General features: G+C 62.1%; 15 protein-coding genes and 1 tRNA gene. 8 read left to right on the forward strand and 8 right to left on the reverse strand.

Annotated features, from left to right (window positions below):
• The first annotated feature begins 354 nt into the window (after positions 1-354).
• From CRD60_RS05790 to CRD60_RS05805, 4 genes are all read left to right on the forward strand, one after another.
• Entirely contained in the window at positions 355-1,659 is a 1,305-nt protein-coding gene (locus CRD60_RS05790) for an ATP-binding protein (RefSeq protein WP_113860358.1), read from the forward strand.
• A gap of 2 nt (positions 1,660-1,661) precedes the next feature.
• Complete coding sequence (locus tag CRD60_RS05795; protein WP_330848983.1) at positions 1,662-2,360, forward strand: response regulator transcription factor; 699 nt, start codon at positions 1,662-1,664, stop codon at positions 2,358-2,360.
• Between the two features lie 186 nt (positions 2,361-2,546).
• The gene (locus CRD60_RS05800; protein ID WP_113860360.1) at positions 2,547-3,824 is read left to right on the forward strand and encodes an ammonium transporter; all 1,278 of its coding nucleotides are present in this window, start codon (positions 2,547-2,549) and stop codon (positions 3,822-3,824) included.
• A 310-nt stretch (positions 3,825-4,134) separates the two neighbouring features.
• Entirely contained in the window at positions 4,135-5,220 is a 1,086-nt protein-coding gene (locus CRD60_RS05805; RefSeq protein ID WP_113860361.1) for a glycerol dehydrogenase, read from the forward strand.
• 246 nt (positions 5,221-5,466) lie between these two features.
• Here CRD60_RS05805 and CRD60_RS05810 read toward each other — a convergent pair whose 3' ends face one another.
• The 3 genes from CRD60_RS05810 to serS form a co-directional block, all read right to left on the reverse strand.
• Positions 5,467-6,705 (reverse strand): Na+/H+ antiporter NhaA, encoded by a 1,239-nt coding sequence (locus CRD60_RS05810; RefSeq protein WP_113860362.1) that lies wholly within the window; start codon positions 6,703-6,705, stop codon positions 5,467-5,469.
• Between the two features lie 151 nt (positions 6,706-6,856).
• A tRNA-Ser gene (locus tag CRD60_RS05815) sits at positions 6,857-6,941 on the reverse strand.
• Between the two features lie 121 nt (positions 6,942-7,062).
• Positions 7,063-8,349 (reverse strand): serine--tRNA ligase, encoded by a 1,287-nt coding sequence (gene serS / locus CRD60_RS05820; RefSeq protein ID WP_113860363.1) that lies wholly within the window; start codon positions 8,347-8,349, stop codon positions 7,063-7,065.
• A gap of 131 nt (positions 8,350-8,480) precedes the next feature.
• Between serS and CRD60_RS05825 the strand changes: the two genes are divergently transcribed.
• Positions 8,481-9,713 (forward strand): diacylglycerol/lipid kinase family protein, encoded by a 1,233-nt coding sequence (locus tag CRD60_RS05825; RefSeq protein ID WP_113860364.1) that lies wholly within the window; start codon positions 8,481-8,483, stop codon positions 9,711-9,713.
• A 170-nt stretch (positions 9,714-9,883) separates the two neighbouring features.
• On the opposite strand, the gene CRD60_RS05830 is transcribed toward CRD60_RS05825, so the two are convergent.
• The 3 genes from CRD60_RS05830 to CRD60_RS05835 are packed head-to-tail and all read right to left on the reverse strand — an operon-like array spanning position 9,884 to position 11,151.
• A complete protein-coding gene (locus CRD60_RS05830) occupies positions 9,884-10,525 on the reverse strand; it encodes a DUF421 domain-containing protein (RefSeq protein WP_201737227.1) in 642 nt (213 codons plus the stop codon).
• Positions 10,526-10,540: 15 nt separating this feature from the next.
• A complete protein-coding gene (locus tag CRD60_RS08815; RefSeq protein WP_161522197.1) occupies positions 10,541-10,714 on the reverse strand; it encodes a hypothetical protein in 174 nt (57 codons plus the stop codon).
• Positions 10,711-11,151 carry a DUF3290 domain-containing protein gene (locus CRD60_RS05835; RefSeq protein ID WP_113860366.1) on the reverse strand — a complete coding sequence of 147 codons (441 nt, stop codon included), beginning with the start codon at positions 11,149-11,151 and terminating at the stop codon, positions 10,711-10,713. The genes CRD60_RS08815 and CRD60_RS05835 overlap by 4 nt, the downstream gene beginning before the upstream one ends.
• Before the next feature lie 268 nt (positions 11,152-11,419).
• On the opposite strand from CRD60_RS05835, the gene pgm reads away from it, so the two are divergent.
• From pgm to rpiA, 3 genes are all read left to right on the forward strand, one after another.
• Complete coding sequence (gene pgm / locus CRD60_RS05840; protein ID WP_113860460.1) at positions 11,420-13,096, forward strand: phosphoglucomutase (alpha-D-glucose-1,6-bisphosphate-dependent); 1,677 nt, start codon at positions 11,420-11,422, stop codon at positions 13,094-13,096.
• 494 nt (positions 13,097-13,590) lie between these two features.
• Positions 13,591-14,826 (forward strand): ribonuclease H family protein, encoded by a 1,236-nt coding sequence (locus CRD60_RS05845; protein WP_113860367.1) that lies wholly within the window; start codon positions 13,591-13,593, stop codon positions 14,824-14,826.
• A gap of 268 nt (positions 14,827-15,094) precedes the next feature.
• The gene (gene rpiA, locus CRD60_RS05850; protein WP_113860368.1) at positions 15,095-15,793 is read left to right on the forward strand and encodes a ribose-5-phosphate isomerase RpiA; all 699 of its coding nucleotides are present in this window, start codon (positions 15,095-15,097) and stop codon (positions 15,791-15,793) included.
• A gap of 182 nt (positions 15,794-15,975) precedes the next feature.
• Here rpiA and CRD60_RS05855 read toward each other — a convergent pair whose 3' ends face one another.
• On the reverse strand, positions 15,976-16,341 hold the full coding sequence (locus CRD60_RS05855; RefSeq protein ID WP_161522198.1) for an SdpI family protein: 366 nt from the start codon (positions 16,339-16,341) through the stop codon (positions 15,976-15,978).
• A gap of 78 nt (positions 16,342-16,419) precedes the next feature.
• Complete coding sequence (gene tpx, locus CRD60_RS05860; protein WP_113860370.1) at positions 16,420-16,926, reverse strand: thiol peroxidase; 507 nt, start codon at positions 16,924-16,926, stop codon at positions 16,420-16,422.
• Positions 16,927-16,956 lie beyond the last annotated feature (30 nt).

Genomic DNA, 16,956 nt, shown 5'->3' on the forward strand with positions numbered 1-16,956 from the left:
CTTCATTAGACCAAACCACGCCGCTGATGCTTATCCGGGAACACCCTGATTCTTCCCTGAACCCACCCCCAGGGGACCCCGAAAGGGGTGAGGAACAGGCACAATGGAAGCATGCAGGACAAACGGACCGAAGACTACCGGCAGTGGCGGGACCCCAGACAAGGACCCCCACAAGGCACGCAAGGGCAAACCGGCCCCGGCGGCGACCCAGCCCAGGGGCGCTTGCGGGGGTATCCAGCCTACACCGGGAGCCCTGGCAGGCCCAATACCCCTTGGCAGGGTCCCTATGACCATAACCGCCAAAGCCTGCCAGTGCTCAATCAAGCTCATCAACCGGGGAACAGGCCTGCACTGATGAGACCCAGGCATGGCCGCGTCTTCTGCGGCGTGTGCCGGGGTGTCAGCATCCATCTGGGACTTTCCGTCTCCCTGGTACGAGTATTGTTCACCCTCTCCGTCTTCCTCTTCGGTTCCGGACTCCTGGCCTACGTCTTCCTATGGATGACCATGCCCGTCGGCGACCCCATGCAGGCCTGGTACCAGGAAAGCGACAGACCAACCGCACCCCTGGCCAGAGGGAACAGCAATCCCAGCGACCCCGACCCGGCAGCCCAGCCTGCCCAGCGGGCCGAGGCCGGGAACGGTGAGGCCGATCAGAAGTCCGAAAGCCTGGTGGTCACGCTCAGCCGGGCCTCCAAGCCCTCACTCATCGCCCTGGCAGGACTTGCCTTCATAGCCCTGGCCGCCATCCTGCTCTACAGCGGCCTGGACCCAAGGCTCCTCTGCTCACTCCTGCTTGCCCTGACCGGCCTGGCCGTCAGTTGGATGCGCTACAACGCCCAGGAGGGAAAGCTCTGGACCATGCTGGCCGGCATCGTGCTCATCATCCTGGCCTACACCCTCCTGCTCTTCACCCTTGACAGCCATATCCTGGTCCTTATGGAGACCCTGACCCTCCTGGTCTGCCTGGGACTGGCCCTGGCCCCTTGGTTCACCTCCCTGATCCGGGACATCGGCACCGAGCGTGCCACCAAGGAACGGGCCGAGGAACGGGCCGACATGACCGCCCACCTGCACGATGGGGTCCTGCAGACCCTGACCCTGATCCAACTGCACCACACCGAAGTACAGACCGTGCTGAGCCTGGCCCGCCAGCAGGAACGCGAGCTGCGGGACTGGCTCTACCAGGAACGCACCCCCTCTGACAGGTCCGTGGCCGCCGGACTCAAGGAGATAGCCGGCCAGGTCGAGGATGGGCAAGGCAAGGCCATCGAGGTCGTGACCGTGGGCGACGCCAGCCCCAGCCCCCAGACCGATGCCCTGCTGAGCGCCACCCAACAGGCCCTGATCAACGCGGCCACACATGGGGGCGAACCCATATCCCTCTACGCAGAGGCGACCGCCAGCATGGTCGACGTGTACGTCAGGGACCATGGGCAGGGCTTCGACCTACAGGCCGTGCCCCCCAACCGTTTGGGCATCCGGGAATCCATCCGGGGGCGGGTGGAGCGGCGGGGCGGCAGCGTCGAGATCGTCTCACGCCCGGGCTGGGGTACGGAAGTCAGGATGCACATGCCCATCAGCTCCAGGGACGACCAGGCGGACCAAGGTGGGTCGCAGGACCATAACACCACTGACAACACACGGGAAAGGCAGTAATCTTGACAACACCCACCGAGGCCGGCCAGGCCCAACCCATCCGCATAGCCGTGATTGATGACCACGAGATGTTCCGGGCTGGGGTCATATCCACCCTCCAGCCCCACTTCCAGATTGTGGGCCAGGCCCCCGATGTTGAGGGTTCCATAGCCATGATCGAGGAGACCAAGCCCGATGTGGCCCTCTTGGACGTGCATGTCCCCGGCGGCGAGGGTGGCGGAGGTGCCGAAATCCTGACCAAGGCCCAGGCCCTGTCGCCCGGCACGGCCTTCCTGGCCCTATCCGTCTCCGACTCCCCCAAGGATGTGGGGGCCGTCATCCGGGCCGGCGCCCGGGGCTACGTGACCAAGACCATCAGCGGCGAGGACCTGATCAGTTCCATCCACCAGGTCCACGAGGGTTACGCCGTCTTCTCCCCCAAACTGGCCGGCTTCGTGCTCTCCACATTCCAGGGAGCCAGCGAGGAGGGGGCGCCAGAATCCTCCAGGGGAAGCCATGACGAGGAACTGGACCGGCTCTCCTCCCGGGAGCAGGAGGTCATGCGCCTCATAGCCCGCGGCTACACCTACAGGGAGGTGGCCGCCGAGCTCTTCATCTCCATCAAGACCGTGGAGACCCACGTCAGCTCCGTCCTGCGCAAGCTCCAGCTCTCCAACCGCTCCGAGCTGACCCTCTGGGCCGCCGACAGGCGAATCGTCTAGGAGCTTGTGTCACTGGCAGCCATGCTGCCGCCCGGACCCAGCCTGCCGGACTGGTAAGTTTTGACTCAGCCTTATGACTGCACCCACCCCTGGCCTTTACAGCTTGGAAATGTCGGAGACACCTTCGGGAAACCAGAAGCACCTTTCATGACAGGAAATAGCCGAACGACCGAAGGAGTTATACAGATGGACTCAGGCAATGCCGCGTGGATGCTCATGGCTGCCGCCATGGTCTTTCTTATGACTCCTGGACTCGCCTTCTTCTACGGAGGCATGGTCCGGGCCAAGGCTGTGCTCAACATGCTCATGATGTCTGCTGTGGCCATCGCGATCACCGGCATGGTCTGGACCCTGTGGGGCTGGTCCATAGCCTACGCCGGCCAGGATTTGGCAGGCATCTTCGGCGACCCGGTTCGGGGTTTTCTCCTGCACGATACCGTGACAGCCGACCAGGGAGTGTTCACTTCGATCAGCGCTGCCCATGCAAGCTACCCGCGCACCATGGATATCGCCTTCCAGATGGCCTTCGCCATGATTGCAGTGGCGCTGATTTCCGGCGCTCTGGCCGAGCGGGTCAAAATCAGCACCTGGATGCTGTTCGTGGCCCTCTGGATCACCTTGGACTATGCTCCCATGGCTCATATGGTCTGGAACCACGGACTTCTGTCCGAAGACGGCATCATCTCCCAGGCCATCGGCGCCCCTGTACACGACTTTGCCGGCGGCACTGTCATTCACATCAACTCTGCCGTCTCCGCCCTGATCATCGTCCTGATTGTGGGAGACCGGGTCTGCTTCAACAAACACCCCATGCGCCCCCACAACCTACCCATGACCATGCTGGGGGCCTTCCTCCTGTGGTTCGGCTGGTTCGGGTTCAACTCCGGCTCGGCCCTAGCCGCCAACGGGACCGCCGGCTATACATGGCTATCAACCACCATCGCCGCCTGCGCCGCCATCATGGGCTGGCTGCTGACTGAGAAAATCCGCTCCGGTCATTACAGCGCCCTGGGTGCCGCATCGGGCATGATCTCTGGGCTGGTGGCCATCACACCGTCCGCCGATGTGGTCTCACCCTTCTGGTCCATGGTCATTGGACTTCTGGCCGGATGCATCTGCTGTTTTGCCTGCGGACTCAAGCTGCGCCTCAACTATGATGACTCCCTGGACGTGGTGGGCATCCACGGAGTGGGCGGCCTCCTGGGCACCATTCTGGTGGGCTTCTTCGCTGTCGGTACCGGCCTCTTCTCAGGTGGCGGATTCAGGCAGCTCCTGGTCCAGATCATCGTGGCCCTGGTCGCCATGCTCTATGCGGCCGCAGTAACCGCCATCATCGCCTTTGCCCTGGAAAAGACCATAGGCTGGCGGGTGGCCGATAAGGACGAGATCTCGGGCATCGACCAGGCCGACCAGGGCGAAAGCGCCTATGAGTTCTTCGGCTCCAGCAAGCTCATCGGTCAATGAGTCCACTGAGCCGCGAGGACCCAGTTCAGCATCGACGCCTGGCCCAGCCCAATATTGAAGCGCACAACCACTTAACCACACGCGCGATCAACTTGACGAATAGATGAAGTGAGGGATGGGCAGTCAGGCGAAAGCGCTCCGGCCAGAGCGCGTTAGCTCATACGTCCCAACAAAGTCGTTATATTTCAGGAAATACCACTAGTGTCGTGACTAGGTCTACCGTCGGGCCTTGCCGTATTGATTCGCTGTTGTGAGGACGGAGCCGTTACAGGTGTGCCATAAGGCATACCGACCCTAGAAAGGTAACAGTATGCGCAAGGTTCTTTGTTCCCCCGGATCCTATATTCAGCAGGAAGGTGCCATGGGGCAGCTGGCCCAGGAGTATGCAGCCATCGGTTCCACCGGAGCCCACCTGCTGGTTGACCCCACGATCGACAAGCTCTACCACAACCAGATCGTCTCCTCCTTCGACCAAGGCAAGGTACCCTACCAGCTCATGGAGTTCGGCGGCGAATGCTGCCAGGAGGAGATCGAGCGCCACCGGCAGCATCTGGGCCAGGCCGACGTGATTATAGGCATCGGCGGCGGCAAGACCCTGGACACCGCCAAGGCCGTGGCCCACTTCTCCCACCTGCCCGTCATCATTGTGCCCACGGCCGCCTCCTCCGATGCTCCTTGTTCCAGGCTCTCCGTGCTCTACACCCCCCAAGGCGTCTTCGACAGGTACCTGCCCCTGCCGTCCAATCCCAATGTGGTCATCATGGACACCGACATCATCGCCAAGGCGCCGGCACGATTCCTGATAGCCGGCCTGGGCGACGCCTTCGCCACCTACTATGAGGCTGCGGCCTGCGTGCAGTCCAACGCCACCACCATGACTGGCGGCCATGCCACCAACGCGTCATTCGCCCTGGCCAAGCTCTGCCACGACACGCTTCTGGAAGATAGTGTCAAGGCCATCGCAGCGGCCAAGGCGGGCGTACGCACGGCAGCCCTGGAGAACATCATCGAGGCCAACACCCTCCTCTCCGGCCTGGGCTTTGAATCCAGCGGTCTGGCGGCCGCCCACTCCATCCACGACGGCATGACCGCCCTGGCCGGCACCCACAAGATGCTCCACGGCGAGAAGGTCGCCTTCGGCACCCTGGCCCAGCTGATCCTGGAAGATCGACCTCTGGAAGAAGTCAAGGAGGTCTACGGTTACTTCCACATGGTAGGCCTGCCGACCACCCTGGCTGAGATCGGCATCGGGGACGCCTCCGACGAAGACCTGCTCAAGGTGGGTGAGCTCGCCTGCGGCCCCGACGAGACCATGGGGAACATGCCCTTCGAGGTCACCCCTATCGACGTGGCCCACGCCATGCGCGCCGCCGACGAACTCAACAAGGTCCTCTAAGCAACAAGATGGCCTGGGGTTTCAGAGATTCGCCCCAAGCCCTACCGGCGCACCAACCCCACTTAGCCATGGGCCGGGGACTGAAACGCCGGTAAAGCACGTTATGCAGGCGACGAGGCACAAAGCGAATCCAACAAGCACCAGGCGGCAACGGTATGGATATACCGGCATCGACCAGCATCTGGCAGCCAACTCCCGCCTTCCTGGTCGGATGGGGTGGCTGGTCCTCGGTGTGGTACACAGCGGCTAGGGTCGCGGCCGCCGGGCGACCTTGAGGATAAGACCGGTGATGGCGGCCAGAGCGAAGGAGAGGAGAGAGCCAGCCAGCACGGCGACCAGAGCCATGCTGGTCAGCTGCCCATCAGCGAAGGCGATGTTGGCGATGAGAAAGGACATGGTGAAGCCGATGCCGCATAGCTGGCTCACCTGAACCATATCGCCCCAACGGGTACCCAGAGGCAGTCGCAGACCCACCGCCGCACAGGCCAGCAGCATGGCCATGATACCCAGGGGCTTGCCAACCGCCAAGCCAGCCATGATACCCAGGAAGACCGGATTACTGAGCCAGGCCGGGCTGAATCCATGCAGGGATATGCCCATGGACAGGAATGCGAAAGCCGGCAGGACCAGAAGGTTGGAGATGGGGGCCAGACTCATGTTGAGGCAGGCCGCCCGCGAGCGCACACCCCCATGGACCGGGTGACCGGGTGTGAGCAATCCCAGGGCAACACCAGCCAACACGGGGTGAATACCGGTGACATAGAGGCCGTACCAGGCTCCAAGCGCCAGCAGACAGGCCAGTGGCCAGACCGGATGCCTGGCCCGCATCAGCAGGAACCAAAGGACCAGGCACCCGGCCACAGGGATCAGGGCCAGTGGATGACTGAGACTGCTATAGCCCACGGCAATCAGTATCACACCGATGATGTCGTCGAAGACCGCCAGGGTGGTGAGGAAGGCCTGCGTGCCCTGGCTGCCATGCTTGGAGAGCAACTTCAGGGCCGTCAAGGAGAAGGCCACGTCGGTTGCGGTGGGGACAGCCCAGCCCTGCAAGGACGAGGGCGACCCCTGGCAGATGGCGAGGTATATGCCTATGGGCAGGAGGACACCACCCATGGCGGCAATCATAGGGAGGAGGGCCTGCTTGGGTGTGCGCAGGGTACCCGTCTCCATCTCCTGGCACAGGTCAAGTCCCATGACCAGGAAGAAGATGGTCAGCAGACCGTCCTGGACCCATTCCTTGATGGACAGGTCAAGCCCCATGCCGCTACCCAGCAAGCCACCGCGAAGAGGGACCCAGCGGGAGAAGCCATCGTAGACGCGGTCAGCTCCGACCATGTTGGCACACAGGAGGCCGAAGGCTGCCAGGACCAGCATAAGCATGCCGCTTGCAGAGCCGCTGCGCGAGAAGGCCACAAGCCAAGCGGCCAGATTATGGATTCCTTGATGAAGCCGCTTGGTGTCCCTTGTTTCTGGTGTTGGCATGGTCCGCACTCCTGAAGGTATGGTCGGTTCAGTTGCCGACCAGACTTCCCGGCATGAGACCTGCCAGCAGGACTCCCAATCTGCGAGCCTACCCGCCCATCGGTACAGCACGAGAAAAGGGTTCCAGTCATTTGACCGAAACCCTTACTTGCGGATAGGGCGAGATTCGAACTCGCGGTGGCTTGCGCCACAACGGTTTTCAAGACCGTCTCTTTAGACCGCTCAGACACCTATCCAAGTGCGTCAGCATGGCCAACACACCGCCAGCCAGTATAACAGCAGCACTAGTCACACCGCCAGCACAAGCAAAAGCCCCTCCCTGGTGCGCAAGCAGAGGGAGGGGCACATGCCGGGAGGTCAGGCCTCCCACTTGGTGGGTTCGATGACCTCACGGCCTCCCATGTAGGGGCGCATGGCCTTGGGGATCTCTATGGAGCCGTCAGCCTGCTGGTGGTTCTCCAGGATGGCGACCAGCCAGCGGGTGGTGGCCAGGGTGCCGTTGAGGGTGGCGACCGCACGGGTGGAGCCGTCTTCGGTACGCTCACGAATGTTGAGGCGGCGGGCCTGGTACTCGGTGCAGTTGGAGGTGGAGGTCAGCTCACGATAGCGACCCTGGGTGGGCACCCAGGCCTCATTGTCGAACTTGCGGGCGGCTGAGGAGCCCAGGTCGCCGGCGGCGGTGTCTATGGTCCGGTAGGGAACCTCGACCTTGGCCAGCATCTCCTCCTCCATGGCCAGGAGCTGCTGGTGCATGGCCCGGGAGTCCTCCTGCTTGCAGTAGACGAACATCTCCACCTTGTCGAACTGGTGGACGCGGATGATGCCGGCGGTATCCTTGCCTGCGGCTCCAGCCTCCCGCCGGTAGCAGGAGGACCAACCGCAGTACCGCAGGGGGCCATTGCTCAGGTCCAGGATCTCGTTCTCGTGCATGCCGGCCAGGGCCACCTCGGAGGTGCCCACCAGGTACTGCTCGTCAGGCTCACGCAAGCGGTAAATCTCATCGGAGTGGGAGTTGAGGAAACCGGTGCCAGCCATGACCTCGGGGCGCACCAGGGTGGGGGTGATGGCCAGGGTGAAGCCCTTGGATTCGGCCTGGTCAACGGCCATGGTCAGCATGGCGATCTGCAGGCGGGCGACGGAGCCGCGCAGGAAGTAGAAGCGGGAACCGGAGACCTTGACCCCCCGGCGCATGTCGATGCCGGCGACACCCTCACCCAGGGTCAGGTGGTCCTTGGGTTCAAAGCCCTCGGCTGCGAAGTCACGGGGAGTACCGACCTTCTTGACGACCTCATAGTCGTCCTCACCACCTTCGGGCGCCTCTGGGTCGACGATGTTGGACAGCTTCCAGATGGCCGAGGTGTACTCCTCGGCTGCGGCATCGGACTTGGACTTGTAGTCGGAGACCTTGGCGGACAGTTCCTTGGTCTGGGCTATCAGGGCGGCCTTCTGGTCCGGAGCGGCCTTGGCCACCTGCTTGCCGATCTCCTTCTGCTCGGCCCGAGCCTCCTCGTAGGCCTTGAGGGAGGAGCGCCGGGTCTCATCGGAGGAGAGCACCTGGTCTACCAGTTCCACAGACTCACCACGCTTGCGCTGGGAATCCTTGACAATATCGGCGTGGTCACGAATGAATTGGATATCGAGCATGGTCCCAAGATTAGCGCCGCAAGCCGACAGACGGACCGTGCACGACCGGCCTGGAGGGGAATGTGCCAATGACGTGCAGAATTCGTTGATGTCGGCCGCATCTGCCGGAAGAATCGCAAGGAGCGAGCACAATGGAACCCATGGCTTCAAACGTCATCATCGTCATTGCGGCCGCCGTCATCGCCGGAGCCCTGGTGCTCGTCATCGCCGCCGCGCTAGTCTCCCGTACCCTCAGACGCCGCCGGCGGGCCAGGGCCATGCAGAGCAGGAACGACGACCAGGTCCATTACGCTTTCATCATCAACCCATCCAAACCCCAGGCGGCACAACACCGCAGACATATCGAACTCTACTGCCATGCCCATAACCTGACCCAGGTTGAGTACATCGAAACCCAGCTGGACAAGGACGGCCGCGCCTGCGCGCAAGAGGCCCTGGCCCACGGTGCCCAGGTCCTGGTGGCCGTGGGTGGCGATGGCACGGTGCGAACGGTGGCCTCAGCCCTCTCCGGCACCGGCCACCCCCTGGGCATCATCCCCATCGGCACCGGCAATCTCTTTGCCCGCAATATGGGCATCCCGGTGGACGATATGGATACAGCCCTGGCCGTGGCCACCTCCCATGGCTCCCGCATGGTGGATGTGGGCCGCCTGAGCCTGCTCGACCGCCCGGATGACGACCACGGCCACGCCTTCCTCATCATCGCCGGCATAGGTTTCGATGCCCTGATGATCGACGACACGGACCCGGAACTGAAGAAAAGCATCTCCTGGCTGGCATACTTCGCCTCCGGCTCCAAACATATATTCGGCGGCAAATACCACGCCCGGGTCACCATCGAGAACGAGGATGGCAGCTCCCGCACCATCCAACGGCTTACCTTCCGTACCTTCATGGCCGGCAACTGCGGCCAGATACCCATCTTCTCCCTCATGCCCAACGCGGTCTATGACGACGGGCTCCTGGACTTCGAGATCATCGACACCACCAGCGGCATCTTGGGCTGGGCCGGCCTCTTCGCCGACATCGTCCACCAGACCATCACCCGCAAGGCCCAGAAAAGCCCGATTTCCTCATCCTCCACCATTGATCAGCTCCAGGGGGTCAGCGCCGACATCAAGCTTGAGAAACCCGCCCTGGCCGAGGTGGACGGGGATATGCTGGGCGAGACCTGCCACATCCGCTTCACCATAGAACACAAGGCCCTGTGCGTCAGGGTTCCCACCGAGACCGAGCTGGCCATGATGCAGGCTGGCGGCACTGTGGAACCGGCTGCCCTGCCGGCACAGATCACTGCATCAGTCGCCCCGACCAAGGCCCCCGCCGCCAACACGCAGAGCACAGACCTGGCCGACCTCCAGTAGTCTGCCGGCCAGCGCCAGAGTGTTGGGTGCACAGGCAACAGTTCCAGCCAGGCTGCGGCGGGTGACCAGCCTGTACCTGTGACTGCCGAGTACCCACAACCAAGCTGGGCGGCGGCAATATCATCAGCCACCGCCCAACTCAGCATTCAGCTGGTGCCTTCGTGCCAGAGCTAACGGTGGCGGCCGGCGTAGCCTATGAGGCTGAGCTTCTGGTCGTCATACTGCGCCAGGAAGACATCGTTGGTGCCCTTAAAACCCTTGTCCTTGACCTGCTGGTCCAGCCAATCCTCATCATGGCCGATGGTCTCCAGCACGGCCTCGTCCACCTGCCCGTCGGTGATGACAGGCAGTTTCAGGTTCTCATCCTCGTAGGAGACGACGGTAAGCTGGCCACTCTGCTCCAGGACGGCCTTCTTGATGCTGCTGGTCTCGTAGATGCCCTGAGAGCGCAGCTTGAGCATCAGGTCGGATGCTGATATGCCCGACCGCATACAGAGGGCCACGTCCACCTTCCCCCGGAAAATCAGGGTCAGTGGCTTGCCGTCGACCAGTTTCTTGACCGAGGAGAACTGCTCCTTGGCCACTTTGAGGACCAGGACCAGAAGGGTCCAGATCAGCATGACGACGATGAAGTCGAGCACGCTGATGTCCTTGTTGTAGATGACGCCGCCGATGATGCCGCCCAATACGTAGTTCTGGACCTGGTCCATGACGGAGATGGGGGCCAGGTTGGTCTTGCCCATGATGTTGATCTGGACGACCAGGAAAAGAATGCCGACGGCCAATTTAATGAATAAAGTGCTGTATACCACGATGTTTGCGCTTTCCTACTCGATACCAACGATTGCTGAACGGCCGCCGCAAGGACCAGCGGCATGACCACGGCCGGGCTCGCCATATGAGGGGGCCTGCACCCGGAAGGCAGCCGCAACGTCAGCCGCATCGGTCCTGCCGAGGGCTTGCCGGGCCTCAAGTCGCCCCCGGGTCTTGCCGCCCGTCATTTGGCGACCTTGGGCTCGGACATGAGATGGGTCTCGTAGAGTTGGAAGGCCGACCGGTCCGAGCTGAGCTTGGTCTGGTAGTACTTGTTTCTGACCTTGACGATCACCCTGTCGTTGAGGGTGCGTGAGTTGACCAACACGTCATCGGCGGGCACCTTCTCGTCCTTGGCCACCTTCTGGATAAAACTGATCATTTGCTGGTTCTGGACACTGGCACTCTGGCTCTGCTTGTACTGCGAGTACTCGCCCACCAGCGCCAAGGCCACCAGCAGGAAGGCGATGATGCCCAGCTGCCGGTATTTGGTCTCCAACCGGTGGTGCATGTAGAGAATGCTGAAGGCAATCAATGCCAGAAGCAGCACGGCCAGTATCACGTAACGAAGCACCTGGTTGAAGCCACCTTGCGATTCCAGGTAGGAAATACTGTAAAACGTCATATCCTTCTCATTTCATCGGTCAGCAACGGCCCGTCCACACATCCAAACATGGACTGTGCTGCCATGGCTGACACTACATTTATACCTTTTATTGTAGAACTTGTTTGGAGTATGGTGCCGATTATCAGTTGGGTGGGAGCAGATGGATTCGTAGGCCTCAGACCATACGCCACTACGGATTTCGTCGACCCAGGTCACCAGAGATAATGACGGGGAACCTTGAATGGGCCATACTCGCCAGACAGGCCGCTGTGGCACAATGGTGTCCATGGTTGCTAACAATGCGGGCAAGCCCGCCACCCCAGCTGATCTCATCAATGTCGACGACCTCATCGCCCAGTACTACGATGCCGTTCCGGATTCCTCAGTACCCGAACAGTGCGTCGCCTTCGGCACCTCAGGCCACCGAGGCTCCTCCCTGAGGACCTCCTTCAACGAGGCCCATATTGTGGCCATCACCCAAGCCATCGCCGAATACCGCAAGCAGGCGGGCGTGACCGGCCCCCTGTACATCGGCCGTGACACCCATGCCCTCTCCGGGCCGGCCCAGCGCACAGCCATCGAGGTCCTGGTCGCCAACGGTGTGCGGGTCCGCGTGGATTCTCGTGACGACTTCGTACCCACCCCGGTCGTCTCCCAGGCCATCCTTACCCACAACCGCGCGGCTGACGGTTCCCAGCGCTTCAGCGGGGCCGACCTGGCCGATGGCATCGTGGTCACCCCCTCCCACAACCCCCCCACTGACGGCGGCTTCAAGTACGACCCCGTCACCGGTGGCCCGGCTCCGGCTGAGACCACCGAGGCCATCGCCAAGAGGGCCAACGAACTGCTGGGCAACTACCGGACAGTCAAGCGGGTGCCCTACGAGGAGGCCATGAGGTCCGACCTGGTGGAGCGGTTCGACTTCCGCGACCACTATGTGTCCGATCTGGCTTCCGTCATCGACATGGATCTGATCCGCTCCTCCGGCGTGCGCATGGGCATCGACCCCCTGGGTGGGGCCTCGGTCAACTACTGGCCGCTCATGAATGAGATGTATGGCCTGAATATCGGGGTCATCCGCCCGCACGTGGACCCGACCTGGCGCTTCATGACCATCGACCATGACGGCAAGATCCGCATCGACCCCAGTTCCCCCTACGCCATGCAGGGCTTGGTAGACCAGCTCAACGCCGGGGCCTGGAGCAAGTACGACCTGGTGGGCGGCACCGACCCGGACGCTGACCGGCACGGCATTGTCTGCCCCGACTGGGGTGTGATGAACCCCAACCATTACATAGCCGTGTGCGTGGAGTACCTCTTCGGTGGGGCGCGTCCTGACTGGCCTCAGGGCGCCGGCATCGGCAAGACCCTGGTCTCCTCGTCGCTGATTGACCGGGTGGCCGCCGCCATCGAGGCCAAGCTGGTCGAGGTGCCGGTGGGCTTCAAGTGGTTTGTGGACCCCCTCTTCAAGGGGCAGGTGGCCTTTGGCGGCGAGGAGAGTTCCGGCATGAGCTTCCTGCGCCGGGACGGCCACGTGTGGACGACGGACAAGGACGGCCTGATTCCCGACCTTCTGGCCGCCGAGATCACCGCCAGGACCGGCAAGAATCCGGCCCAGCTCCACCAGGACCAGGTCTCCCGCTTCGGCGAAAGCTGGTACAAGCGCGTGGACACCCCCACCACCCTCGAGCTCAAGCAGAAATTCGCCAAGCTGGATGGTGGCGACGTGACCGCCAGTCAGCTGGCCGGCCAGGACATAACCGCCAAGCTCACCAGGGCCCCCGGCAACAATGCACCCATTGGTGGCATCAAGGTGACCACCGCCGACAACTGGTTCGCCGCCCGCCCCTCGGGCACTGAGAACATCTACAAGGTCTACGCCGAGTCCTTCGTCTCCCCCCAGGCCCTGGACCAGGTCCTCACAGAGGCCACCACCGTGGTCGACAAGGCCCTGGGCGACTAGTCCTTCTCGTCGCCGCCTCCCTGAGCTGAACACGCTGTAAGCAACAGCCCCATCAAGCGCTCTGCCTCACCGGCAGCATCCGGTCGGCCAGAGCGCTTTCTCATCCCTCCCCCAGTCACAGAACCCAATCTGTATTTTTTGTACATCCGATGTACGATTTTTTGTACATCCAAGGTATGAAACCTTGCTTCGCTCAACAATCCGCAATTGCCCGACACAGTTTCAGCGGAGTATGCCACGGGAACCGGTTCGGGTAAGGGTGTGTCGCGGTTCTTGTTTTTTGATGCGGTAGATCAGTAACCTTCGCCTTCCAGATGAATCTCCCGGTATCTGTTCCATGCACCGGTCAGCGCATGGTCACGGTATTGGTGGATAGGAGGTTGCCATCTTGGCTCATGGGGGGGGGGGCATCGCGGCATCGTAATACTATTAAGCTCCTGGGCAGGCCTCAATCTATCCGACGATTGTTCGGGACGACCATCTAGGCTGGTGGTATGACTATTACGGTTTCTACAGATGGCAGCGCTTTGGGCAACCCCAATGGGCCCATGGGATGGGCTTGGGCCGACCACCAAGTGGGGGCGGCCCGGACGGACGGGCACGCCCATGATGGCGACAGCGACGCGGGCGGAGCAACCAACGGCACCAACCAGATCGGCGAACTTGTGGCAGTCCTCCAGGCCCTGCGCGCCCACCCGGGGGACGAGCCCCTGGTCATCGAGACCGATTCGCAGTATGCCATCAACTGCTCCACCAAGTGGGTCCATGGCTGGAAGAAGAACGGCTGGAAGAACTCGCAGAAGAAGCCTGTCAAAAACGCCCCGCTCATCAAGGCCATCGACCAGGAGATCTCCATACGACCCGCCTCGGTCAAGTTCGTCTGGGTCAAGGGCCACAACGGCAACCCCGGCAACGAGAAGGTGGACGACCTGGCCCATGGCTACTCGGGCGACTGCCGGGCCGGCGTCAAAGACGGCTACCTGCCCCTGGAAGGCTGGCAGTCCCTTATTCAGTCCGACTACGCCAAGGGCCTCGACATTCCCTCCGATGCGCAGCTGCTCCTTGACGGCAAGATCACGCCGGAGGAGTACCAGCTGGGGCGTGGCTCAGAGAGCCAGGAGGCCGAGCCCCCTCACGCCGCCAGCAACGCCCGGACCGATGGTGACGAGCCGCATGACACCCTTCCAGAGGATATGTCGGCTGGTGCCGAAGCATATTCCAAGGACGAGGACAGCGAAGCGGCGACCTCTGACACCGCTCCAGCGCAAGGAGAGACCGGCCAGTCCGGCCGACCCGCTCAGTCCGACCAGCCCAACCAGCCCAACCAGCCTGAACAGCCCAACCAGCCTGACCCGTCCGACCATGAAGATCAGGAAAACCAGGAACCTGCCTCGAAATCCACCGCAGATCGTGATCGCCAGGAACCGGCGGGAGTGAAGGATCAGCACTCATCCGCAAGGCCCGCACAGTCCCCAGACGCCGGCGACGGGTCCTCAACCTTCGCAAGCCCAGTCGCACAAGAGGCACAAGTTTCGATAGCTCCAAGCCCCAGCATCGGCACAGTCACGGGACTGACGGTCTCAGGCCAGCTGCTCTTCTCTCCACCGCCCTCCTCCAGCCCCAGCTATGACGGCCGCCCCAAGCGCATTCACGGCCTGGTTGAGATTGAGGGTGACGTGGACGGCAGGGGTCGCATTCGGATTGAAGGGGCCCAGTTCAGGCTCCTCTAGGCTTGTGCCCTCAGCTGCGCGAGCCCACTGCCCGGCCCAAGCCCCTGGGCAGGTCGACACAAGTCACGACATGGCCCACGCGAACCGCAGCATAGGACCACAACGCAGGGCCGGCCTGGACCACAGTGCACATGCCCGGAGGCAATTAGGGCCATGCGGCTAGTATGGGAGTGGTTTCCAATACACGGATGCATAAACTGAGAGACCTTGCAGGTGCCCGACCCTCCCGGCCGGCACAGCAGCGGGGTACAAGACCGAAGGAGCAGCCATGGACAAGGCAGAGCAGGATGCGCTGAAAAAGGCCGCAGGTGTCGAAGCGGCCAAGCTTATCGAGAACGGTATGATCGCTGGTTTGGGAACCGGCTCCACCGTCCGCTTCCTAGTCGACGAGCTGGGTCGCCGCGTGCAGGAGGAGGGCCTGGAGTTCACAGGTGTGACCACATCCCGCCGCACCCAGGAGCAGGCCGAGGGCTACGGCATCAAGATCGTCGACATCGACGCGGTGGACCATATCGACGTTACCATTGACGGCGCCGACGAGGTGGACAGGAACTTCAACGGCATCAAGGGTGGTGGCGCTGCCCTCCTTTGGGAGAAGATCGTGGCCACCAACTCCAACCGCATCGTCTGGATTGTGGACGAGTCCAAGGTGGTCGAGACCATCGGCAAGTTCCCCCTGCCGGTCGAGGTCATCCCCTTCGGGGCCGGCCATGTCATCAAACGCTTCGAGGAGCGCGGCTACAAGCCCGTCCTGCGTAAGGATGCCGAGGGCAAGGAGGTGCGTACCGACGAGAACAACTATGTGGTCGACCTGCACCTTGACATGATTGAGCACCCGGAGGATTTGGCCGAAGACCTCATCAACACCGTGGGCGTGGTCGAGCACGGCCTCTTCCTCAACATGGTCGACACCGTGATCGTCGGCAACCCCAACGGCCCCAGGGTCATGACCAACTCCAATAAGTAGGCCTCGGCCCAGTAAGCAGGCGACCGGCTTCAGAATATGGCCCGCCTGTTGAGCGGTTGCCGTGACGCAAGCCTTGTTTCGGTTGTAACCACAGATATGGCTGAGCCCCACCAGTATTCACAGCTGGTGGGGCTCAGCCATATCCAACAAAGCCGACGAGCAACACCACGAATCGGCAGGACTCAGATGAAGTGGTGGTCGGGGGTGATCATGTGGTCGGCATTGTATGCTCGGGCGGTTTTGTCTGCCGCCAAACCGCCTCCGATCAGATCGTCCAGTACGAGGACCACGAGGATGAATACACCCAGCACGGACCATCCGACGGGTCCATGGACGTCACCAGCCGTGATGAAACCGGCGACGAGCCCCGCTACGAGATCCACCACTCCCAGCGCGCAGAAACCGGCAGCAGCCATGAATATCCACGAAAAGCGCCTGTGGATATAAACCCAGGTCTCATCGGAGGCCATAACAGCCTGAGTCTTGATGCCGGAAGTGCTGTTGCGCTTCAGTGTCCCCTGGCTGGCGGCCTTGTAGGTCCATAGCATCAGACCTGTGGCGGCAAGCATCACAAGAACGGACACGAGCATGAGCATGAGCATGGCTTTGACATCCTGAGATCTGATTCAGCCCAACTGCTCCACGGCCTGGCGGGCGGCATCATAGTCAGGCTCATTGCCTACCTCGGCGACCTGCTGGGTATAGGCGACCTGACCCTGCTGGTCGATGACGACCACGCAGCGGGACAGGAGTCCTGCCATGGGCCCGTCATCTATGGTCACGCCGTAGTCCTTACCGAAGCTGGACCGGAAGGCGGAGGCCACCTGGGCGTTCTTGATGCCCTCGGCACCGCAGAAACGGCCCTGGGCGAAGGGTAGGTCCATGGAGATGCAGAGCACAGAGGTGCCTGCCAAGTCCTGGGCCATCTGGTTGAACTTGCGTACGGACATGGAGCAGACGTCCGTGTCCAGGGAGGGGAAGATGTTGAGCATCAGCTTGCGACCGGCGAAGGAGGACGAGACGACATCGTTCAGGTCCAGACCTGCCAGGGTGAAGGCGGGCGCCTTGCTGCCGACTGCGGGGAGGTTGCCAATGGTTTGAGTGGCCGTGCCACCGATAGTTATTTGTGCCATAGGACCATCATGGCACGTTTTCCGCCGGCG

The sequence above is a fragment of the Bifidobacterium aemilianum genome, from assembly GCF_003315635.1.
GTDB classification, from domain to species: Bacteria; Actinomycetota; Actinomycetes; order Actinomycetales; family Bifidobacteriaceae; genus Bifidobacterium; species Bifidobacterium aemilianum.

Coding starts and splice junctions, on each gene's coding strand:
- pgm (WP_113860460.1), top strand. CDS start 11,420: ATGGTTGCTAACAATGCGGGCAAGCCCGCCACCCCAGCTGATCTCATC.
- CRD60_RS05810 (WP_113860362.1), bottom strand. CDS start 6,705: ATGCCAACACCAGAAACAAGGGACACCAAGCGGCTTCATCAAGGAATC.
- CRD60_RS05790 (WP_113860358.1), top strand. CDS start 355: ATGAGACCCAGGCATGGCCGCGTCTTCTGCGGCGTGTGCCGGGGTGTC.
- serS (WP_113860363.1), bottom strand. CDS start 8,349: ATGCTCGATATCCAATTCATTCGTGACCACGCCGATATTGTCAAGGAT.
- tpx (WP_113860370.1), bottom strand. CDS start 16,926: ATGGCACAAATAACTATCGGTGGCACGGCCACTCAAACCATTGGCAAC.
- CRD60_RS05805 (WP_113860361.1), top strand. CDS start 4,135: ATGCGCAAGGTTCTTTGTTCCCCCGGATCCTATATTCAGCAGGAAGGT.
- CRD60_RS08815 (WP_161522197.1), bottom strand. CDS start 10,714: ATGACGGGCGGCAAGACCCGGGGGCGACTTGAGGCCCGGCAAGCCCTC.
- CRD60_RS05800 (WP_113860360.1), top strand. CDS start 2,547: ATGGACTCAGGCAATGCCGCGTGGATGCTCATGGCTGCCGCCATGGTC.
- CRD60_RS05825 (WP_113860364.1), top strand. CDS start 8,481: ATGGAACCCATGGCTTCAAACGTCATCATCGTCATTGCGGCCGCCGTC.
- CRD60_RS05835 (WP_113860366.1), bottom strand. CDS start 11,151: ATGACGTTTTACAGTATTTCCTACCTGGAATCGCAAGGTGGCTTCAAC.
- CRD60_RS05855 (WP_161522198.1), bottom strand. CDS start 16,341: ATGCTATGGACCTACAAGGCCGCCAGCCAGGGGACACTGAAGCGCAAC.
- rpiA (WP_113860368.1), top strand. CDS start 15,095: ATGGACAAGGCAGAGCAGGATGCGCTGAAAAAGGCCGCAGGTGTCGAA.
- CRD60_RS05845 (WP_113860367.1), top strand. CDS start 13,591: ATGACTATTACGGTTTCTACAGATGGCAGCGCTTTGGGCAACCCCAAT.